Raw genomic sequence first — 17,163 nt, 5'->3', positions numbered from 1 at the left:
TTGCCGGGACGGCAGGTGAAAGCAAAAGTCTTCGAAACAAAGACGAGGACCACCATGAAACCGCTCATCGCCATAGCCGCATTGCTGCTCAGCACCCAAACCGCACAAGCATGCGGTGTCGAATCCGATTGCGAGGTTCCCGGCGGGTTCTACCGGATCGACATGCCCGACGGTGGGCCAACGGGCGCAATCCTCTTCGCCCATGGCTACCGGGGCACGGCCAGCGGCACGATGCGCAATGCGCGTTTGCGGCAGATGGCCACCGATCAGGGCCTCGCTTTCGTGGCACTCGATGCAGGACCGGGCGATGATTGGCGGCTGCCGAATGCACCGGGTCAAAACGCCAGCGACGGACAGGCGAATTTTGACTATGTCGCCGCCGTCGTGGACGACCTGAAAACCGAATATGGCTTCGGCAATGACCGGATCATGATCACCGGCTTCTCAGCCGGGGGTATGCTGGTCTGGAACCTCGCATGCGCGCGGCCCGATCTCGCGGGTGGCTTCGCGCCTGTCGCGGGCACCTTCTGGCTGGAGCCACCCGCAACCTGCACCACACCCGCTGCCAGCATTATCCACATGCATGGCGACAATGACACAACCGTTCCCATCACCGGGCGAGTCATCGGAAACACGCGGCAGGGTGACGTGACAGAAGCCCTGACCTTCTACCAGAACCTCGGCGGCTTTTCAGATGACTACACCCGCGAAGGCCTCGGTTTGGCGTGCAACGGGACCAGCAATGCGAGCGGCGACATCCTTGAATTCTGCCAATATTCCGGCGGACATTCGTTCAGCCGCAACTATGTGTCCGACGCCTGGACCCAATTCATCGCCGCAGGTCAGATCGCCGCCGACTAGTGTACGATCGTCACCGGACAGGCGGCTTTCCGCAGCACCTCTTGCGAAACCGAGCCCAACAAAAAAGCTTTGAACCCGGTCTTGCCGGTGGCCCCCATCACGATCAGATCGACCTCTTTATCGATGCCGACCTGCACGATGGTGAATGACGTGTCACGCGACGTCTCGATCACGATCTCCGGCTGCGTCACACCTGACCGCGCGGCGACATCACCCGCTTGCGCCGCGATCGCCTGCACTTCGTCTTCGGTCATCGCGGAATACGTTCCCTTCCGACTGACGATGATCAAACGCACGATCACGACCGTCAGCGCGGCATTCAGATTCCGCGCAAGTTCCGCAGCATGGCTGAGTGCGCGATACGACGCCTCCGACCCGTCGATAGCGGCAAGGAAATGTTTCATGGTGATTGGCCCCTTGTTTCACTCAGGTTAGTACAATTCACCATCAGGTGGCTTTGACCTTGATCAAAACGACCGAATTAAGTCGGAAAAGATCCCGACTAAGGGCTGACCTTGCGGTTTCACCGCCTATTCGCCTGCATATCTCTGCAAGCTCTTGTCCAGCGAAAGCAGCAGGTCCTCTACATCCTCATCATCCCCGACCCCCCAGATCCTCACGATGGACTGGCCGACAAAACCCTCGATGTTCAAATCAGCCTCTTTCGCGGCCACCTGGCTACTGCGCAGCGCGGCGGGGAGGGTCCTGAATTCGATACCGGCAATGGTTCTGTGCGGGATCATCTGCTTGAATCGTTCGATCGCAGCGCGCCCGCTGACGATCTCCGCAAACGCGGCGAATGCGCGTGTCGTCGCGACGATATACATCTCAACGGGCGAGGATCCGGGATCAGAAAAGCAATCTGGTAAACGCTCCACTACCATGTTGAACGCGGCACCCTCGCGCGTGTAATGCGCCGCGGCCCTCGCGGCATCACAGCGTTTAGCCCCGTCATCAAGGCGAGACTGCTTCTCCATCTTGTCGCCAAAGGAATCAGAGTCAAGAAACGAAGAATGGCGACGAATGACATCGTCCATATCCGCATCCGCCGGTATCTTCCCGTCAACTCCGATCGGGCGCACCGTCCAAGCGTCCTCGATTTCCGCGTAGACCCAGCCATCTGCCTGCGGCAAACGAGGCAACTCATGCTCCGAAGTGTTGGAGGCGTATACAAACGACAAAGCGCAAAGGAGCGACGCGGCGACGATGAGATGAAGGTTGTTCATCATGTCGGACTATTCGGCAAATCTGGCAGGAAATTGGCGCAGAATGGGCCGACAATGTTGATGAAGTGGTCACTCGCCAGCCTGTCCTCACAGTATTGTCGGGCGCGGACCATTTGTCTCAGCTATCGTTGCTTTGCCCTGACGATGAACCACATCGCTGTTATCAATCGATACATTACGGGCAAATGGATCATGCGCCGGTGAAATGTTTCAAATGCAGACACCAGGCCACCCACTAGAATCCGGTACGAATGTCGGCCAACACGGCACCCCGCTTTCGACCGACGTTCCCCACAAGCCCCATCCGCACAGACGGGCAACCCGGTTGGTCCCCCGCCTGTGCGTGATATCCACCACGGACTATTCCTTTTGGTAAAGTCCGTTCTGGACCAGCAATCGATGACACCTTCCATGTGCCATCGGAAAAACACTGTGCTGCGTCGACCTCCGGCGATCACCGCAATTCTGGCGGTTGGCCTTCGTCAGTCACGCGCAATGACTTTGTACGAGGTGAGTCTTACGATAACGTTAACCAGGAATTTTTTTTGCGGGGGATGGATGGATGGCGGACAACAAGACACAGGCGACGACTGAAAGCGTGACCGAATTCATCGCCGCTGTAGATAATCCTACGCGGCGTCAGGATGCCGAAACGTTGGATCGCTTGTTTCGCGACATCACCGGTTGGCACCCGCGTATGTGGGGGCCGACGATCATCGGATACGGCCAGTACGACTATACCTACGAAAGCGGTCGCAGCGGTACGTTCCTCGCCACCGGGTTCAGCCCGCGTAAGGCCAATATGGTGCTTTATATCATGCCCGGTTACGCAGAATTCGGCGACATCCTCGACCGGCTGGGCAAGCACAGATTGGGCAAGTCCTGCCTTTACATCAACAAACTCGCCGACGTGGATATCGGTGTGGTCGCAGAAATCGTGCGTGCCGGGCTGAATGATCTGGGTGAGCGCTGGCCGGTGTCGGGGACTTGACCGCGCGGTGCGGTGTTTATTTGTTCAACAGGCTGGATAAGAACAGGAAAGAGTTAACGGAAACTGGGATCTGAGTGCGCAAGGGTCATATGGAATTCCGATACAATTCCGATGGTTTTCCGATGTGCCCAATTTTGTATAAGTAATTGTAATAAAGCGAAAAATATGATGAAAAATGGGATGGGTCGTAGTTTTACCCACCCCACATTCACACATTATTAACCTTTCAGATCAGCTGATAGCTGTGCGGCACGTAGTTGAACCCGTCATCGCCACGGGTCTCGATATAGCCCAGCCCTGGGAACGGCATGTGATACCCGATCAGCGGGATCTTGTCCGTCGCCGCCATATCCATCACCCGACGACGGGTTGCAGCCGCGGCGGCCTTGTCCATATCGAACCGGACCTCCCAGTCAGGATAGCCCACCGACCAGACATAGTGGTTCGCGATATCCGCCATCAGGAACAACTGCTTGCCCCCGCTTTCCAGCATATAGCCCATATGGCCCGGCGTATGCCCAAAGGTCGCCATCGCGGTCACACCCGCACGAACATCCTCTCCATCACCTATAAAACTGAACTTCTCGGCCAAGGGCCGCACCTTCGCCTCGAACCCGTCATTGCTGGCACCGGCCCAATGGTCGAACTCGACCTGCCCGGTGACGTAGGCGGCATTGGTAAAGGTCTCGGCCCCGCTATCATCGGCCAGCCCACCAATATGATCGCCATGCATATGCGTGATGATCACATGGGTGACATCCTCCGGCGCATATCCTGCGGCAGACAGCGCAGCACCCGTGCCAGCGGGGTTCAAGCCGGTGTCGAACAGGATGACCTCCGCCCCGGTATTCACCACTGTCGGGGTAAAGAAAAATTGCGCCGCATCCGTCGGCAGGAAATTCTCCTCGCTAACCGCGTTGAAGGTCTCGGCATCTACGTTCATCCCAAAGATCGACTGCGGATCATCCACGGACCGGCTGCCTGCTAGCAACGTCGTCACCTTGAATGCGCCCAAGGTGAAATCACGGTGGGTCGGCATTGCAGCAGCATGGCCATCGGCGGCGACAGCACCGGGAACGGTCGCAGCAAGGGGCAGCGCGGCCCCGGTCATCAATGTTTGGCGGCGGGTCAGCTTCATCGGAATGAACCTCTCATATTGGTTTATAGCGCAACGGTAGGGCAGGATGCCGCAGGGGCAATGCACAGTGACGTGAGCAGGTGCGCACAATGGACAAACCCGACGGGCCATGACAAAGCGTGCGGCAACAGGAGAACGTCCATGACCACGACCAGATTCGCCCCGTCCCCCACCGGCTGGCTGCATATCGGCAACCTGCGTGCCGCGCTGTTTAACTACGCCATTGCGCGGCAAAATGGGGGCACATTCGTGTTACGGATCGACGACACCGATCAGGAACGATCAAAGGACGAATACATCGAGGGAATCAAGGACGATCTGACCTGGCTTGGCTTCACTTGGGACAAGGTCGAACATCAGTCCAAACGGCTCGACCGCTACGATATGGCCAAGCAAAAGCTGATCCAGATGGGGCGGCTCTACGAATGTTTCGAGACGCCGACCGAGCTTGACCTCAAGCGCAAGAAGCAGCTGAACATGGGCAAACCGCCGGTCTATGACCGGGCGGCTTTGGACTTGTCCGAGGATGAAAAAGACCGACTCCGAGCGGAGCGCGGTTCGCATTGGCGGTTCAAGCTGGATCATGAACGGATCGAATGGACGGACGGGATCATCGGCGACATCTCCATCGATGCCGCCTCGGTCAGCGACCCGGTTTTGTTCAAGAATGACGGGCAGATCCTCTACACGCTCGCCTCGGTTGTGGACGATATCGAGATGGGGATCACCGACGTCGTGCGCGGCTCCGACCATGTGACGAACACGGCGACGCAGATCCAGATGATCAAGGCACTTGGCGGCGACGTGCCCCGGTTTGCGCATCACTCGCTGTTGACGGGGCCGCAGGGCGAAGGGCTATCCAAACGGCTCGGCACCCTTTCCCTGCGCGATCTGCGCGCGCAAGGCATCGCGCCGCAAGCGATCCTGTCACTCATGGCCCGGCTTGGCTCTTCCGATCCTGTCGAACTGCGTGCCAATATCGAAGGGGTCGTCACCGGTTTCGACCTCTCAAAATTCGGCTCCGCCCCGACAAAATTCGACGCCGAAGACCTCAAACCGCTCACCGCACGGCATCTGGGCACGCTCAGTCACCACGACGTGGCCGACGTTTTAACGTCGGCTGGCGTGCCGTCGGACCTGGCCGAGCCGTTCTGGCAGGTCGTGCGTGAAAACATCAACACGCTGGACGACGTGGCAGGCTGGTGGACACTCTTCCGCGACGGGGCAACCCCGCTGATCGCGGACGAAGACAAGGACTTCATCGCGCAGGCCCTCTTCCTCCTCGATAACCCACCCTACACGGCGGACACATGGACCAACTGGACCGCAGCGGTGAAAGAGGAAACCGGGCGTAAGGGAAAACAGCTGTTCATGCCGCTGCGCAAGGCCGTCACCGGGCGCGAGCGCGGGCCAGAAATGGCGGACGTGATGCCTCTCCTCCAGACGAAACCGCGTGTCTAAACTCATCACGATCCGCCGCGAACGCGGTTTCTATGCGATCTTTCGCAAACTCAACATCCGGGTCGATGATCAAAAGGTGATGGCAATCAAGGCGGGCGAAACCCTCCCCCTAAAGCTGCCTGCCGGTGCGCAAAAGCTGCATTTGCAGATGGATTGGGTCAGCACAGACCCGCTGGATTTGGCTACCGTCCAAGACGGCGACACGCTGGGCATTCGGGTGGAAAAGCGCAGCTTTCGCGACATGTCGCGCGTTGATACCATGCCCTTCGTGATCAGTATCGAAAGATAACCCATGGCCGACACACAGGCGAAATTCACCCAAGGCAGCCTGTTCGGTCATATCTCGGTCATGTCGCTGACGGCCTCAGTCGGGCTGATGGCGGTGTTTCTTGTCGATTTTGTCGACATGATCTTCATCTCGATGCTGGGCAAGGCCGAACTCGCCGCCGCCGTCGGCTATGCCGGTGCAATCCTTTTCTTCACCACCTCTTTCGGCATTGGCATGGCGATCGCGGCCGGGGCCGTCGTGGCCCGCGCATTGGGCGCAGGCGAAGCAGATGAGGCCCGCCGCCGCGCCACCAATTCCCTGATCTATGGCGTGATCTTCGGCGCGATCTTTGCCGCGATTGTCTGGTTCAATCTCGGCACGCTCGCCGCCCTGATGGGCGCATCCGGCGAGACGCTGGACCTTGCCGTCCACTACCTCGCGATAATCGTCCCCTCCCTCCCGCTTCTCATGATCGGCATGATCGGAGGGGCCATCCTCCGCGCGCATGGCGACGCCCGCCGCGCGATGATGGCCACGATCTGGGGCGGGCTGGTCAATGCGGTCCTCGACCCGATCCTGATCTTCGGGCTCGACCTTGAACTGACCGGGGCGGCCATTGCCAGCGTCTGCGCGCGGATCGTTATCGCAGGCACCGCTTTGATGCCGTTGATCCGGCACTACGATGGCTTCGACAGACCGACCAGGCAAAGCCTCGGCATCGACATCCGTCCGATATTTGCCATCGCCGCCCCGGCGATCCTCACCCAGCTCGCCACGCCTATCGGGCAGGCCTATGTCACCCGCGCCATGGCGGAATTCGGGGAAGAGGCCGTTGCCGGGATGGCCATTGTCGCCCGGATGACGCCGGTTGGTTTCGGCATCATCTTCGCGCTGTCCGGTGCGATTGGCCCGATCATCGGGCAGAACGCTGGCGCCAACCTGCCCGACCGGGTGCGCGGCGCATTCCGTGACGGCCTGATCTTCACCGCGCTCGTCGTCGTGGTTGTCTCGGGACTGTTCTTCCTGCTCCGCCCGGTTCTTGCCAATCTGTTCCAACTTGACGGCATGGCCCTGACGCTCGTCTTCCTGTTCGCAGGCCCATTATCCCTGATGTTTTTCTTCAACGGTGTAATCTTCGTCACCAACGCAGCCTTCAACAATCTGGGTCATCCGTTCTATTCGACGGTTGTGAACTGGGGGCGGCATACGTTGGGCACAATTCCATTCGTGATCGTGGGCGCCGCCTGGTACGGCGCGCCGGGCGTGCTGATCGGGCAATATCTGGGTGGCGCGGTCTTTGCGCTGATCGCTTATTTGATGGCGCGACGGGTCATCGCAGGACAGAAGACAACGGAGGCCGAGCCATTCCAGCGTCAGGCCCGCTTGTTCAGCCTGCTACACCATCGCCGCTAAATAGCGGTCAACAAGCGCGTGTTCAGCAGCGGTCAGCACCTGATGGCGGGGATAAATCGGGGCCGCGCGGTCATCTTTGACCGGCAAATGCCATCCATCGGTCGTGTCGAAAAATGCCTCCACCCCCTGATGGCCGTAGACGCGCAGATAGCCCTGGATGACCACGTCGAGATAACTCAGCAGGATCGGGTGATCGCCTGTTGGGGCCAGATGTTCATCGGCGATCTGATAGATGGCTGTTCGCGACGATGGCCCGTTATGCAAAACGCTCCCGGTCACATCTTGACGGATATAGGCTGCCTCGCGCTGGTCGAGTTTGGTCCAGTCATTGCCCGGCACCTGGGCGACCAGCCCATGAATTTGGGCCCCCACGTGACGCTCTACCGATAGAAAAGCGGCCTCACGCAGGTTCGTGGCGCGCCAGACCCTGCGCCAGCCGGGCAGCGAGGCCGGTCGCGGATCGCTGAATGCATGGGTCGCCGTGTTGACAAGGCTCCCATAGCCGAAAAACACAGGATCACTCACGCGCACGCAACACCTGTGCGGGGCGGGCGGCCAAAGGGCGCCAAGCGAAGGCGAGGCCAGCTAGGAGGGTCGCCAAGACGCCGCCGCCAATGATTGCCAAGGCGTTCGACCAGATCACGGTATAGCCCGTGTCCATGATGAACGTCGCCACCGCCCAGCCGCCCAGGATACCCGCACCCAAGGCGACGATCCCGGCGGCAAGGCCCAGCAAAGCTGCCCGCAATGCAAAGCTGGTAATGATCCGTCGCCGCGATGCGCCAAGTGTTTTCAGCACCGCCGACTCAAACGTCCGCGCCCGCTCACCCGCTGCTGCGGCCCCGATCAGCACGAGGAAACCAGTCACCAGCGTGATCAGCGCCCCATACCGCGTCGCCGCCGAAATGCCCCCGACCAGTTCGATCACCTGATCGATCGCATCCCTGATCCGAACGGCGGTGATGTTCGGGTAGGCCGTCGCCAGATCACGCAAGATCTGCGCCTCGGCCTCTTCCTCGGCGTAGACCGTCGAAATCCAGCTATGCGGCGCCCCGGCCAGCGCGCTTTCGTTCATGGCAAGGACAAAGCCGATGCCTGCATCCTCCCAAGAAACATTGCGAAAGCTGGTGACCTCGCCAGTGATATCGCGGCCAAGCACATTCAGGGTCATCGTATCGCCAAGCTGCAGCCCCATCTCAATCGCCTCTTCCTCGGAGAAGCTGATCTGGGGCGTGCCGGTGTAGTCGTCTGCCCACCAGGTGCCTTGTGTGACCTCTGTTCCCTTCGGCTGCGCGCTCGCATAAGTGATCCCCCGGTCGCCCTGCAGAACCCAGTGATCGCCTGCCGTTTCCTCGGCCGGGCGACTATTGATCTGGGTGATGATGCCCCGCAACATCGGGGCGGTATCAACGCGGTCCACGGCAGGATCATCGTCCAGGCGCGCGCGGAAACCATCGATCTGATCAGGCTGGATATCGACGAAAAAATAGCTGGGGGCGACAGCGGGCAGTTCATCCTGAAACGAGGTGCGCAGGTTGCCGTCGATCTGGCCGACAGCAGCGAGTACCGTCAGCCCAAGGCCCAAGGACAGGACGACCGACGTCGCCTCGCCACCTCTTGCGCCGATTGCACCAAAGGCCAATCGCAACGCGGGTCGTCCGCGCGTCGGCTTGCGGAACCGACGGGCGATCCAGCGGATCGTAATCGCGGCTAAGACGAGGATCAGAAGCGACCCGGCAATGCCGCCAGCTGTCCACAGGGTTAGGTACGCCGTGCCGGAAAACCGGATCGCCGCGCCGATTAGGGCCGCCAGAAGCAGAATGATGGCCAGTAGATACCGCTTCGCGGGCAAGCCATCGGACGCGCCAAAGGCATCGCGAAACAGGGTTGCGGCGCGGATGTCTTCGGTTTTGGCGAGTGGCCAGAGGGTAAAGACCAAAGCCGCCAATACGCCGTAGATCGCCGCCTCGACCAAGGGCGCGGGATAGATCGCGAAGATCGCCGGGATCGGCAGGCGTGCCTCAATGATCGGCGCGAAGAGGACAGGCAAACCGGCCCCAAGGATCAGACCGATGACAACGCCTAGAAGGGTCAACACACCCACTTGAATAAAGTATGTCTGAAAGATCGTTGCCCGGGTCGCGCCCAAGGTCTTGAGCGTGGCAATTACCCCGGTCTTGCCAGCCAGATAAGCGCGCACCGCCGCCGACACGCCAACGCCGCCGACCGCAAGACCGGACAGCCCGACGAGGATCAGAAACGCGCCGATCCGATCCACGAATTCCGCCGTGCCCCCGGCGCCGCGACGACTGTCGCGCCAGCGTAGGCCGCTATTGGTGAAATTCGCCTCGGCTTCGTCCTCTAGCGCTTGCAGGTCGGCGTCGGGGGGCAGGTCGAGCCGGTATTGCGTCGAAAACAGCGTGCCTTCCGCGATCAAGCCCGACCCGGCCAGTGCTTCGGTCAGAACAATCGTGCGCGGCCCTAGGCCAAAGCCACCGGCTGCATTGTCTGGATAGCGATCAAGGATCGCGCGCAGTGTGAAGTCTTGCTCGCCCAACCGAAAAGTATCCCCCGGCGCGAGGCCAAGGCGATCCACCAAGACGCGCTCCATCACCCCGCCATAATCAGCCAAGGCCTCATCCAGTGGTATTTCGGGGTCCAGCGTGACCTCACCCACAAGCGGATAGGCATCGTCAATCGCTCGGATTTGCGTCAGCCCGCGTTCTGTCTCGCCGTTGCGTTCGACAACGGCCATTGATCGGAAATCAACGGTCTCGGAGACTTCGTCTGCGATCTCATTCAACCATGCCAGTTCATCGTCGCGGGCGAAGCGATAGGTGAACTCCACCTCCGCATCGCCGCCCAAAATCGCGGCACCGTCGCGGGTCAAGCCCGCTTCGATCCCCGCGCGCACGGTTCCGACGGCGGCAATGGCCGCAACCCCAAGCGCGAGACAGGCCAGAAACACCCGGAACCCGCGCAGGCCGCCGCGCAACTCCCGCGCGGCGAACCGCGATGCGACTGACAAGCTCATTCCGCCGCCTGTGCCAGCTCTGGTTCCACCCGACCATCGCGCAGGCGAATGATGCGGTCGCAACGTTTTGCCAATTCGCCGGAATGGGTGACCATGATCAGGGTCGCGCCATGCTTTTCGCGTAAACCAAACAGTAGGTCGATAATGGCATCGCCATTGGTTGCATCCAGATTGCCGGTTGGTTCGTCCGCAAGCAAAATGCGCGGACGTGGGGCAGAGGCCCGGGCGAGGGCCACCCGTTGCTGCTCACCGCCCGACATCTGGTTCGGATAGTGATCCGCCCGATCCGCCAATCCAACAGCCTGCAATTCCGCTTCTGCCCGATCAAAGGCGTCCTTGACCCCGGCGAGTTCCAGCGGGGTCGCCACGTTCTCCAGCGCGGTCATCGTCGGGATCAGGTGGAAAGATTGGAAAACCACCCCCATATTGTCCCTGCGAAAGCGGGCAAGCTGGTCTTCGTTCATCGCGGTCAGATCATGCCCAAGGGCCGTGATCGTGCCCGACGTGGCCTGTTCCAGCCCGCCCATAAGCATAAGGAGTGACGATTTGCCCGACCCGCTAGGCCCGATCAGGCCCAATGTTTCGCCCGCCACCACATCCAGCGAGACGTCATGCAAGATATCTACGCGCCCTGCATTACCATCCAGCGACAGGTTGGTGTTGGCAATGGAAAGGATCGTGTCGGTCATCTGGGCGGCCTATGCTCGTAAGGTTTCCTTGGGATATGGGGCATTGCGTCCTATGCGCAACCTGAGTGTGGCGGTTTTGATAACGGCTGGTGCGGCGCATGCCGAGACTGTGACTATCGCGGCCTTGGGCGATAGCCTTACGGCGGGCTATGGGCTGCCGCAGGAAGATGGGTTCACGTTTCAGTTGGAAAACTGGCTGCAGGAACAGGGCGCTGATGTGACGGTTATGAATGCAGGTGTGTCGGGCGATACAACTGCTGGTGGCTTGAGCCGTGTGGCATGGACGCTGACGCCAGAGGTCGATGCGATGATCGTCAGCCTTGGTGGAAATGACTTCCTGCGCGGGCTGGACCCATCGGTCACGCGCAACAACCTCGACGGTATCCTCGCCGCTGGGCAAGAGGCCGGAGTCGACATGCTTCTGGTTGGTCTGGAAGTCGGCAGCAATTACGGCCCGGCCTACAAGGAAGAATTCGAAAGCATCTACGATGACCTCGCCGCAAAATATGACGTTCCGCTTTACCCCGATTTCGGGGCCGGCCTGCGCGCCTTTGGCGAGGATATGACCTCTTTCCTGCAATCTGATGGCATCCACCCCAACAAGGATGGTGTTGCCATGATCGTCGACGCCATCGGCCCGGTCGTTCTCAACCTGGTTGAGACGGCACAGTAAATGCCCGGACGGTTTTTTCTCACCCGTCCTGCCGCCGGGATCAGTGATCCGCCCCGCCGCAATATCGCCCCCGGTCAAGAGATCATCACCGTCATAGCCGATGGTGCCCAGCATATGCGCTGGGGCCTGATCCCTGTGGGCCGGGTGAATGCACGCGGTCGGCCTGTGATGGAAACGATCGTCAACGCGCGGTCCGAGACGGTGTTCGACAAGTCCGCTTTTCTGGATGTCAAACGTGCTGTCGTGCCGGTGGATGGCTGGTATGAATGGACCGGTGAGAAACGGCGCAAGCAGCCGTGGCGGATCACGCGGAAGGACGGCGAGCTGCTTTGGTTCGCGGCAATCTATTACGTCTGGAACGGGCCGGGCGGTATGCAAGTGCCGCAGGTCGCCACCATCACATGCGCGCCATCGGCGGATGTGCGGGACATACACCATCGGATGGGGGTGATCTTTGACGAGGCGCAGATCAAACAATGGTTTTACTGCGACGAAGCCGCGGCGAAAGAGATGATGCAACCCTATCCCGATGGCACGCTCAAGGTCGAAAAGGCCGATGACGTGGATTGGGATGGGGTTTGAAACCCGCCACTCAATCGTTTTCCAGCCGCGCCAAGGCGCATCATCTTTGTCCACGCCCGGCAGGCTATATTTGTGCCGATAGCCCAGTGCCCCGCAACTTGCCGCGTGATCTTCTTCACAGCGCCGCCGGAAGTGGGCGATATGGTGGAAAGACCCTTCGTAGCCGTAGATCTCAAGCACGGGCGATTGCGCGAATTGCAAACAGCCTTGGTCGGACCCGTCGCGGCAGGACAAAAAGTTCAATGAAAGGGCAAACGGTTCGTCTGACCATACGCCGTCACCGCCCCGTATATCTGGGCCAAACCGGCGTACGCGTCAGCGTCAGTTTTGGCACATGTTGCAGCGATTGCTGGATCACTTGGGTATGAACGTGCAGCCTAAGCGGCATTTTTGGCGAAAGGATTGGCCCTGCAAAGCCATTCGGGTAGGTTGCAGTAGCAACACTGGTGGGAGGATAGAAAATGTCAGTCGCAAAAGTCACAGAGATCATCGCGTCATCATCGAAATCGTTCGATGACGCCGTCGAAAACGGAATCGAAAAGGCGTCAAAGACGCTGAAAGGGATCACCGGCGCCTGGGTCGCCGATCAGAAGGTGACGGTCAAGGACGGGAAGATCCAAGAATACCGTGTCGTGATGCGGGTCACCTTCGTTCTGCATGACTGAAATGCAAAAGGGCGCCCGGTCAGGCGCCCTTTTCGCTCTGTGTCGTGACTGAAATCAGTCAGCCAGTGTCAGGTTCACGGCGCTTTCGCGCCCATCGCGACCCGCTTCGATGTCGAAATTCACTTTCTGATCGTCGCGAAGCCCGGTCAGGCCCGACCGCTCGACGGCGGAGATGTGAACGAAAACGTCCTTTGATCCGCCGTCAGGCGCGATAAAGCCATAACCCTTGGTTGTGTTGAACCATTTGACAGTGCCTGAAGCCATGTCTTGTCTTCCCTTTCTTTTCCGCTCGCGGAACTGCAGCGGCCCGGCTCGGTCAAACTTGGATCGAAAGACTGGGCCGTAAAGGAGACAGTGGTCGATAGATTTAACGTCGCCCCTCTAAAATGGCAGTTACGTCAACAAAATCAAGAAAATTACAAAATTGTAACTTGATCAGCGATTAAATGCCATTCTGTTATGGCGCGCATGAAAACGCGCGCCATGTTCTTCAGCCGCTTCGCTCAAGCAAGCGCGATGTTGATCGCCGATTCGCGCCCATCACGGCCTGCTTCGACATCGAATGTGACTTTCTGATTGTCGGCAAGCCCGGTCAGGCCTGACCGCTCGACTGCCGAGATGTGCACAAAAACGTCCTTGGATCCGCCGTCAGGCGCGATAAAGCCAAAGCCTTTTGTTGCGTTGAACCATTTCACGGTGCCATTTGCCATCGTGTTTTCCTTTTTTTCAATATGCCGCCCGCAGGATTGCGACGGCGTGGCTGAGTCAGTGCAAAATCGAGAGACTGTAGCCGAAAGGGAAAACAGTGGTCGAGTTGGATAACGTCTGCAGGGCGCGTTTGCTCCTCTGCGCGATGAAAAGCAAGGAAATTCGTTGCACGACGAAAATAGGTCGCAGGTCTTGCCTACCAATGCGGCGGGCGCTCATCACCCAACGGGACCGTTCCGCCTGCATCCATCTCGCGCGCGGCTTCTCGCTCCATCAGCATCTGGACACGCCGCTTCAGCTGGTCGAGCGCCTTTTCCTGCTGCGCGACGATGTCCGAAAGGTCCTCGGCCACGCGCGTCAGATGGGCAATGCGCTCTTCCAGATGGGTATTGTCGGCCATGCAGCCTTTTAGCTGGCTTCCTTGGCCGGGAAAAGGGCGGGCAGGTCGCCCGTCGCTTTCGCCTTGTCGATCAGCGCGCCGAAATCGGCCTCTCGCAGGCCGGCTAACTGATCAAAGCTGTCGATGACAAAGTAGGTCGGCTGCACGATGTCGATCCTGTAAGGGGTGCGGAAAACGGTCAGCAGATCGAAGTCTTGCATCAGCGCATCACTGCCCATCGCGTGCGCCGCCTCGGCGGGGGACGACACGATCCCGGCCCCATAGGCACGCAGACCGTCCTTGGTACGGATCATGCCGAATTCCACCGTGAACCAGAACAGGCGGAACATGTGCCAGCTATAGCCCTTGCCAAGGGCCTTGGCTCGCTTGCCGAACCCTTCGATGAAGTCGGCGTAGGGTCCGTTGGTCAGCATCGGGCAATGGCCGAACACCTCGTGAAACAGGTCTGGCTCTTCGATGTAATCCATATGCTCACGACGGCGCAGGAAGGTCGCGACCGGAAATTTGCGCTGGCTGAGCAGGTCGTAAAATTTGGACGGCGGGATAATTGCTGGTACGCCATGGGCGCCGGCGCCGGTCAATGCATGCAGCCGTGCATCAATCTCTTTGACCTGGGGGGCCTTTTGATCGTTCAAGCCCAGCGCCGCGACGCCTTCCAGATATTCGGGTGCAACCTTGCCGGGCAAAAAATCCATCTGGCGGCGAAAAAGTTCACCCCAGACGGCATCATCATCGGCGGTGTAGGGAAAAAGACCGTCGTCATCCGGGTGCGGCGAGGTGTAGGTTGTATCCTTGGGCATGGCAGAACTCCTTTTTATGCAGTTTCGCTGCAATACCGAAGGATGTCCTATCAATTTGGGTCTTCAGGCGCTATTCTTGACCAAAATCATTCAGAAAGCAGGCTAACGTGAAATTTTCTGATCAGGATCGTGCCTTGCTGCGCGCGCTTCAATCCGATGCGGCGGCCTCTCTTGCGGCATTGGCGGAAAGCGCGGGCATGGCCACATCCACAGTGTGGCGCAAGGTGCAGGATTTTGAAAAGGCGGGCCTTCTGAAAGGCCGTGTCGCCCTCCTTGATCCCGCCAAGGCCGATGCCCGCCTCTGCGTCTTCGCAACCGTCCGCCTCTCCGACCATGCAGAGGCCTCCATCGCCGGGTTTGCCACCATCATCCAAGTCCACCCTGAGATCATGGAGGCCCATGCTATTTCCGGCACCGCAGATTACATCCTGAAAATCCGCTGTAAGGATGTGGAGGCGTATGAGGCTTTCATGACCCACACCCTCCTGCGGTCCCCTTTCGTCAAATCCGTCGTGTCCTCTTTCAGCCTGAAAGAGCTGAAATACACGACTGCATTGCCCCTGTGACATTGCCGCGCTACACGGCGCACGCATGTAAAGGACAAGACCATGGCGAAGGACAAAAAACAGCCCCGCCCCAAGGCCATTACGCCCAAGGGCTTCCGTGATTATTTCGGTGCAGAGGTCACGGCCCGCAACGAAATGCTGACCAAGATCGCCGGGGTGTACCATCGCTATGGGTTCGACGCTTTGGAGACGTCTGCCGTCGAGACGGTCGAGGCGCTGGGCAAGTTCCTGCCCGACGTGGACCGCCCGAATGAAGGCGTCTTCGCGTGGGAGGAAGACGGCGACTGGCTCGCTCTGCGTTATGATATGACAGCGCCTTTGGCCCGTGTTGCTGCGCAATACCGTAATGACCTGCCGACGCCTTATCGGCGCTATACGATGGGACCGGTCTGGCGGAACGAAAAGCCGGGACCGGGACGGTTTCGGCAGTTTTATCAGTGTGATGCGGATACTGTGGGGGCGGCGTCGGTGGCTGCGGATGCCGAGATTTGCGCGATGTTGGCCGACACACTGGAAGAGGTCGGTATCCCGCGTGGAGACTACGTGATCCGGGTGAATAACCGGAAGGTGTTGAACGGCGTGATGGAGGTCATCGGCCTCTCTGATGCAACTCAGCAGGCTGACGTCCTAAGAACCATCGACAAGTTCGACAAGGTTGGGGAGGAGGGCGTCAGGCAGCTACTTGGTAAAGGTCGGCTTGATGCGTCTGGAGCTTATATCGATGGGGTTGGCCTCGGCGAGGAGCAGGCTGATCCAGTTATTGCGTTTCTTACCTCAGGGAAGCGGATGTCAGATGCCGCTCTAAACGATGAGCAGTCTCGGAAAACGATGAGAGATGAGATCGGCATACAAGAGAAGGATCGAAACCCGGAACTGACAAATAGCCAGATACTTCTCGATGACCTAACCAATATTGTTGCGGGGTCTACAGTTGGCTTGGAAGGTGTCGCAGAATTACGTGAAATGGCGAAGCTCTTGCAGGTAGCTGGCTACGGCCCTGACCGTATCGTCATCGACCCCTCCGTCGTCCGTGGTCTCGGCTACTACACCGGCCCGGTCTATGAGGCAGAGCTGACCTTTGAGATCAAAGACGAAAAGGGTCGTCCCCGCAATTTCGGCTCCGTCGCCGGTGGCGGGCGTTATGATGATCTCGTCAAGCGCTTCACCGGGCAGGCTGTCCCGGCCACCGGTGTCTCGATTGGCGTTGACCGCCTGCTCGCCGCGCTGCACGCGAAGGGCCGCATCGACAGCACCGCCCAGGGTCCTGTGATCGTGACCGTCATGGACCGTGATCGCATGGCGGATTACCAGACGATGGTTGCTGACTTGCGTAACGAAGGCATCCGAGCCGAAGTCTATCTGGGCAATCCCAAGAACTTTGGCAACCAGTTGAAATATGCGGACAAGCGCCACTCCCCTATCGCGATCATCGCGGGTGGGGATGAGTTCGACAAAGGCGTCGTGCAGATCAAGGACCTGATCTTGGGCGCCGAAATCGCCAAGAACGCGACGCTGGAAGAATGGAAAGACCGGCCCAGCCAATACGAAGTGCCGCGTGATCAGATGATTGCAAAGGTGCTCGAGATTTTGGATGGAGACGAAAATTTATGAACCCGGCGCACCGAAGGGCTTCTGGCGCTTCCTTTTTAGCAGGATCGGCAATGGCATATTTGGCGTTGCGGTATGTT

The 17,163-nt window shown here is 59.2% G+C and carries 20 protein-coding genes; 10 read left to right on the top strand and 10 right to left on the bottom strand.

Translation table 11 applies throughout. The annotated features are described in order from the left end of the window. Positions 1–54: 54 nt before the first annotated feature. Positions 55–861: an alpha/beta hydrolase family esterase gene (locus V8J85_RS12970; RefSeq protein ID WP_339954169.1), complete on the top strand. Its 807-nt coding sequence runs from the start codon at positions 55–57 to the stop codon at positions 859–861. Here the strand turns inward: V8J85_RS12970 and V8J85_RS12965 are convergent. Together V8J85_RS12965 and V8J85_RS12960 are read right to left on the bottom strand one after the other, a co-directional pair. Further along, a complete protein-coding gene (locus V8J85_RS12965; RefSeq protein ID WP_339954168.1) occupies positions 858–1,265 on the bottom strand; it encodes a universal stress protein in 408 nt (135 codons plus the stop codon). The genes V8J85_RS12970 and V8J85_RS12965 overlap by 4 nt on opposite strands. Before the next feature lie 126 nt (positions 1,266–1,391). After that, entirely contained in the window at positions 1,392–2,090 is a 699-nt protein-coding gene (locus V8J85_RS12960) for a hypothetical protein (protein WP_339954167.1), read from the bottom strand. 559 nt (positions 2,091–2,649) lie between these two features. Between V8J85_RS12960 and V8J85_RS12955 the strand changes: the two genes are divergently transcribed. Continuing rightward, positions 2,650–3,078, top strand: a complete 429-nt coding sequence (locus V8J85_RS12955; RefSeq protein WP_339954166.1) for a DUF1801 domain-containing protein — start codon at positions 2,650–2,652, stop codon at positions 3,076–3,078. A gap of 226 nt (positions 3,079–3,304) precedes the next feature. On the opposite strand, the gene V8J85_RS12950 is transcribed toward V8J85_RS12955, so the two are convergent. After that, on the bottom strand, positions 3,305–4,216 hold the full coding sequence (locus V8J85_RS12950) for an MBL fold metallo-hydrolase (protein ID WP_339954165.1): 912 nt from the start codon (positions 4,214–4,216) through the stop codon (positions 3,305–3,307). 141 nt (positions 4,217–4,357) lie between these two features. Here V8J85_RS12950 and gltX point away from each other — a divergent pair, with 141 nt between their 5' ends. From gltX to V8J85_RS12935, 3 genes are read left to right on the top strand one after another with little or no spacing between them, the layout of a single operon-like run. Beyond that, the gene (gene gltX / locus V8J85_RS12945; RefSeq protein ID WP_339954164.1) at positions 4,358–5,677 is read left to right on the top strand and encodes a glutamate--tRNA ligase; all 1,320 of its coding nucleotides are present in this window, start codon (positions 4,358–4,360) and stop codon (positions 5,675–5,677) included. Then, positions 5,670–5,966: a hypothetical protein gene (locus tag V8J85_RS12940; protein ID WP_339954163.1), complete on the top strand. Its 297-nt coding sequence runs from the start codon at positions 5,670–5,672 to the stop codon at positions 5,964–5,966. Before gltX ends, V8J85_RS12940 begins: the two co-directional genes overlap by 8 nt. A 3-nt stretch (positions 5,967–5,969) precedes the next feature. Next, entirely contained in the window at positions 5,970–7,358 is a 1,389-nt protein-coding gene (locus V8J85_RS12935; protein ID WP_339954162.1) for an MATE family efflux transporter, read from the top strand. On the opposite strand, the gene V8J85_RS12930 is transcribed toward V8J85_RS12935, so the two are convergent. Genes V8J85_RS12930 through V8J85_RS12920 form a run of 3 tightly spaced genes read right to left on the bottom strand, consistent with a single transcriptional unit; the run spans position 7,341 to position 11,081 of the window. Continuing rightward, entirely contained in the window at positions 7,341–7,883 is a 543-nt protein-coding gene (locus V8J85_RS12930; RefSeq protein ID WP_339954161.1) for a gamma-glutamylcyclotransferase family protein, read from the bottom strand. The genes V8J85_RS12935 and V8J85_RS12930 overlap by 18 nt on opposite strands. Further along, positions 7,876–10,392, bottom strand: a complete 2,517-nt coding sequence (locus tag V8J85_RS12925) for an ABC transporter permease (RefSeq protein ID WP_339954160.1) — start codon at positions 10,390–10,392, stop codon at positions 7,876–7,878. The genes V8J85_RS12930 and V8J85_RS12925 overlap by 8 nt, the downstream gene beginning before the upstream one ends. Next, the gene (locus V8J85_RS12920; protein WP_339954159.1) at positions 10,389–11,081 is read right to left on the bottom strand and encodes an ABC transporter ATP-binding protein; all 693 of its coding nucleotides are present in this window, start codon (positions 11,079–11,081) and stop codon (positions 10,389–10,391) included. Before V8J85_RS12920 ends, V8J85_RS12925 begins: the two co-directional genes overlap by 4 nt. 52 nt (positions 11,082–11,133) lie before the next feature. On the opposite strand from V8J85_RS12920, the gene V8J85_RS12915 reads away from it, so the two are divergent. The 3 genes from V8J85_RS12915 (at position 11,134) to V8J85_RS12905 (ending at position 13,001) form a co-directional block, all read left to right on the top strand. After that, positions 11,134–11,754: an arylesterase gene (locus V8J85_RS12915; RefSeq protein ID WP_339954196.1), complete on the top strand. Its 621-nt coding sequence runs from the start codon at positions 11,134–11,136 to the stop codon at positions 11,752–11,754. Then, positions 11,755–12,336, top strand: coding sequence for an SOS response-associated peptidase (locus V8J85_RS12910; protein WP_339954158.1), 582 nt, complete (start codon positions 11,755–11,757; stop codon positions 12,334–12,336). A gap of 461 nt (positions 12,337–12,797) precedes the next feature. Further along, a complete protein-coding gene (locus tag V8J85_RS12905; RefSeq protein WP_339954157.1) occupies positions 12,798–13,001 on the top strand; it encodes a dodecin family protein in 204 nt (67 codons plus the stop codon). Between the two features lie 54 nt (positions 13,002–13,055). On the opposite strand, the gene V8J85_RS12900 is transcribed toward V8J85_RS12905, so the two are convergent. The 4 genes from V8J85_RS12900 to V8J85_RS12885 form a co-directional block, all read right to left on the bottom strand. Continuing rightward, a complete protein-coding gene (locus V8J85_RS12900) occupies positions 13,056–13,265 on the bottom strand; it encodes a cold-shock protein (RefSeq protein WP_339954156.1) in 210 nt (69 codons plus the stop codon). Positions 13,266–13,504: 239 nt separating this feature from the next. Then, entirely contained in the window at positions 13,505–13,711 is a 207-nt protein-coding gene (locus V8J85_RS12895; protein ID WP_339954155.1) for a cold-shock protein, read from the bottom strand. A 194-nt stretch (positions 13,712–13,905) separates the two neighbouring features. Continuing rightward, a complete protein-coding gene (locus tag V8J85_RS12890) occupies positions 13,906–14,109 on the bottom strand; it encodes a SlyX family protein (protein ID WP_339954154.1) in 204 nt (67 codons plus the stop codon). Positions 14,110–14,117: 8 nt separating this feature from the next. Then, entirely contained in the window at positions 14,118–14,909 is a 792-nt protein-coding gene (locus V8J85_RS12885; protein WP_339954153.1) for a phenylalanine 4-monooxygenase, read from the bottom strand. Positions 14,910–15,016: 107 nt separating this feature from the next. Between V8J85_RS12885 and V8J85_RS12880 the strand changes: the two genes are divergently transcribed. After that, entirely contained in the window at positions 15,017–15,475 is a 459-nt protein-coding gene (locus V8J85_RS12880; RefSeq protein ID WP_339954152.1) for an Lrp/AsnC family transcriptional regulator, read from the top strand. Positions 15,476–15,517: 42 nt separating this feature from the next. After that, positions 15,518–17,086 carry a histidine--tRNA ligase gene (gene hisS / locus V8J85_RS12875; protein ID WP_339954151.1) on the top strand — a complete coding sequence of 523 codons (1,569 nt, stop codon included), beginning with the start codon at positions 15,518–15,520 and terminating at the stop codon, positions 17,084–17,086. Positions 17,087–17,163: the final 77 nt, after the last annotated feature.

It is taken from the genome of Yoonia sp. 2307UL14-13 (genome assembly GCF_037572755.1).
GTDB lineage: Bacteria > Pseudomonadota > Alphaproteobacteria > Rhodobacterales > Rhodobacteraceae > Yoonia.
This window is presented reverse-complemented; position numbering and strand designations above follow the sequence as displayed.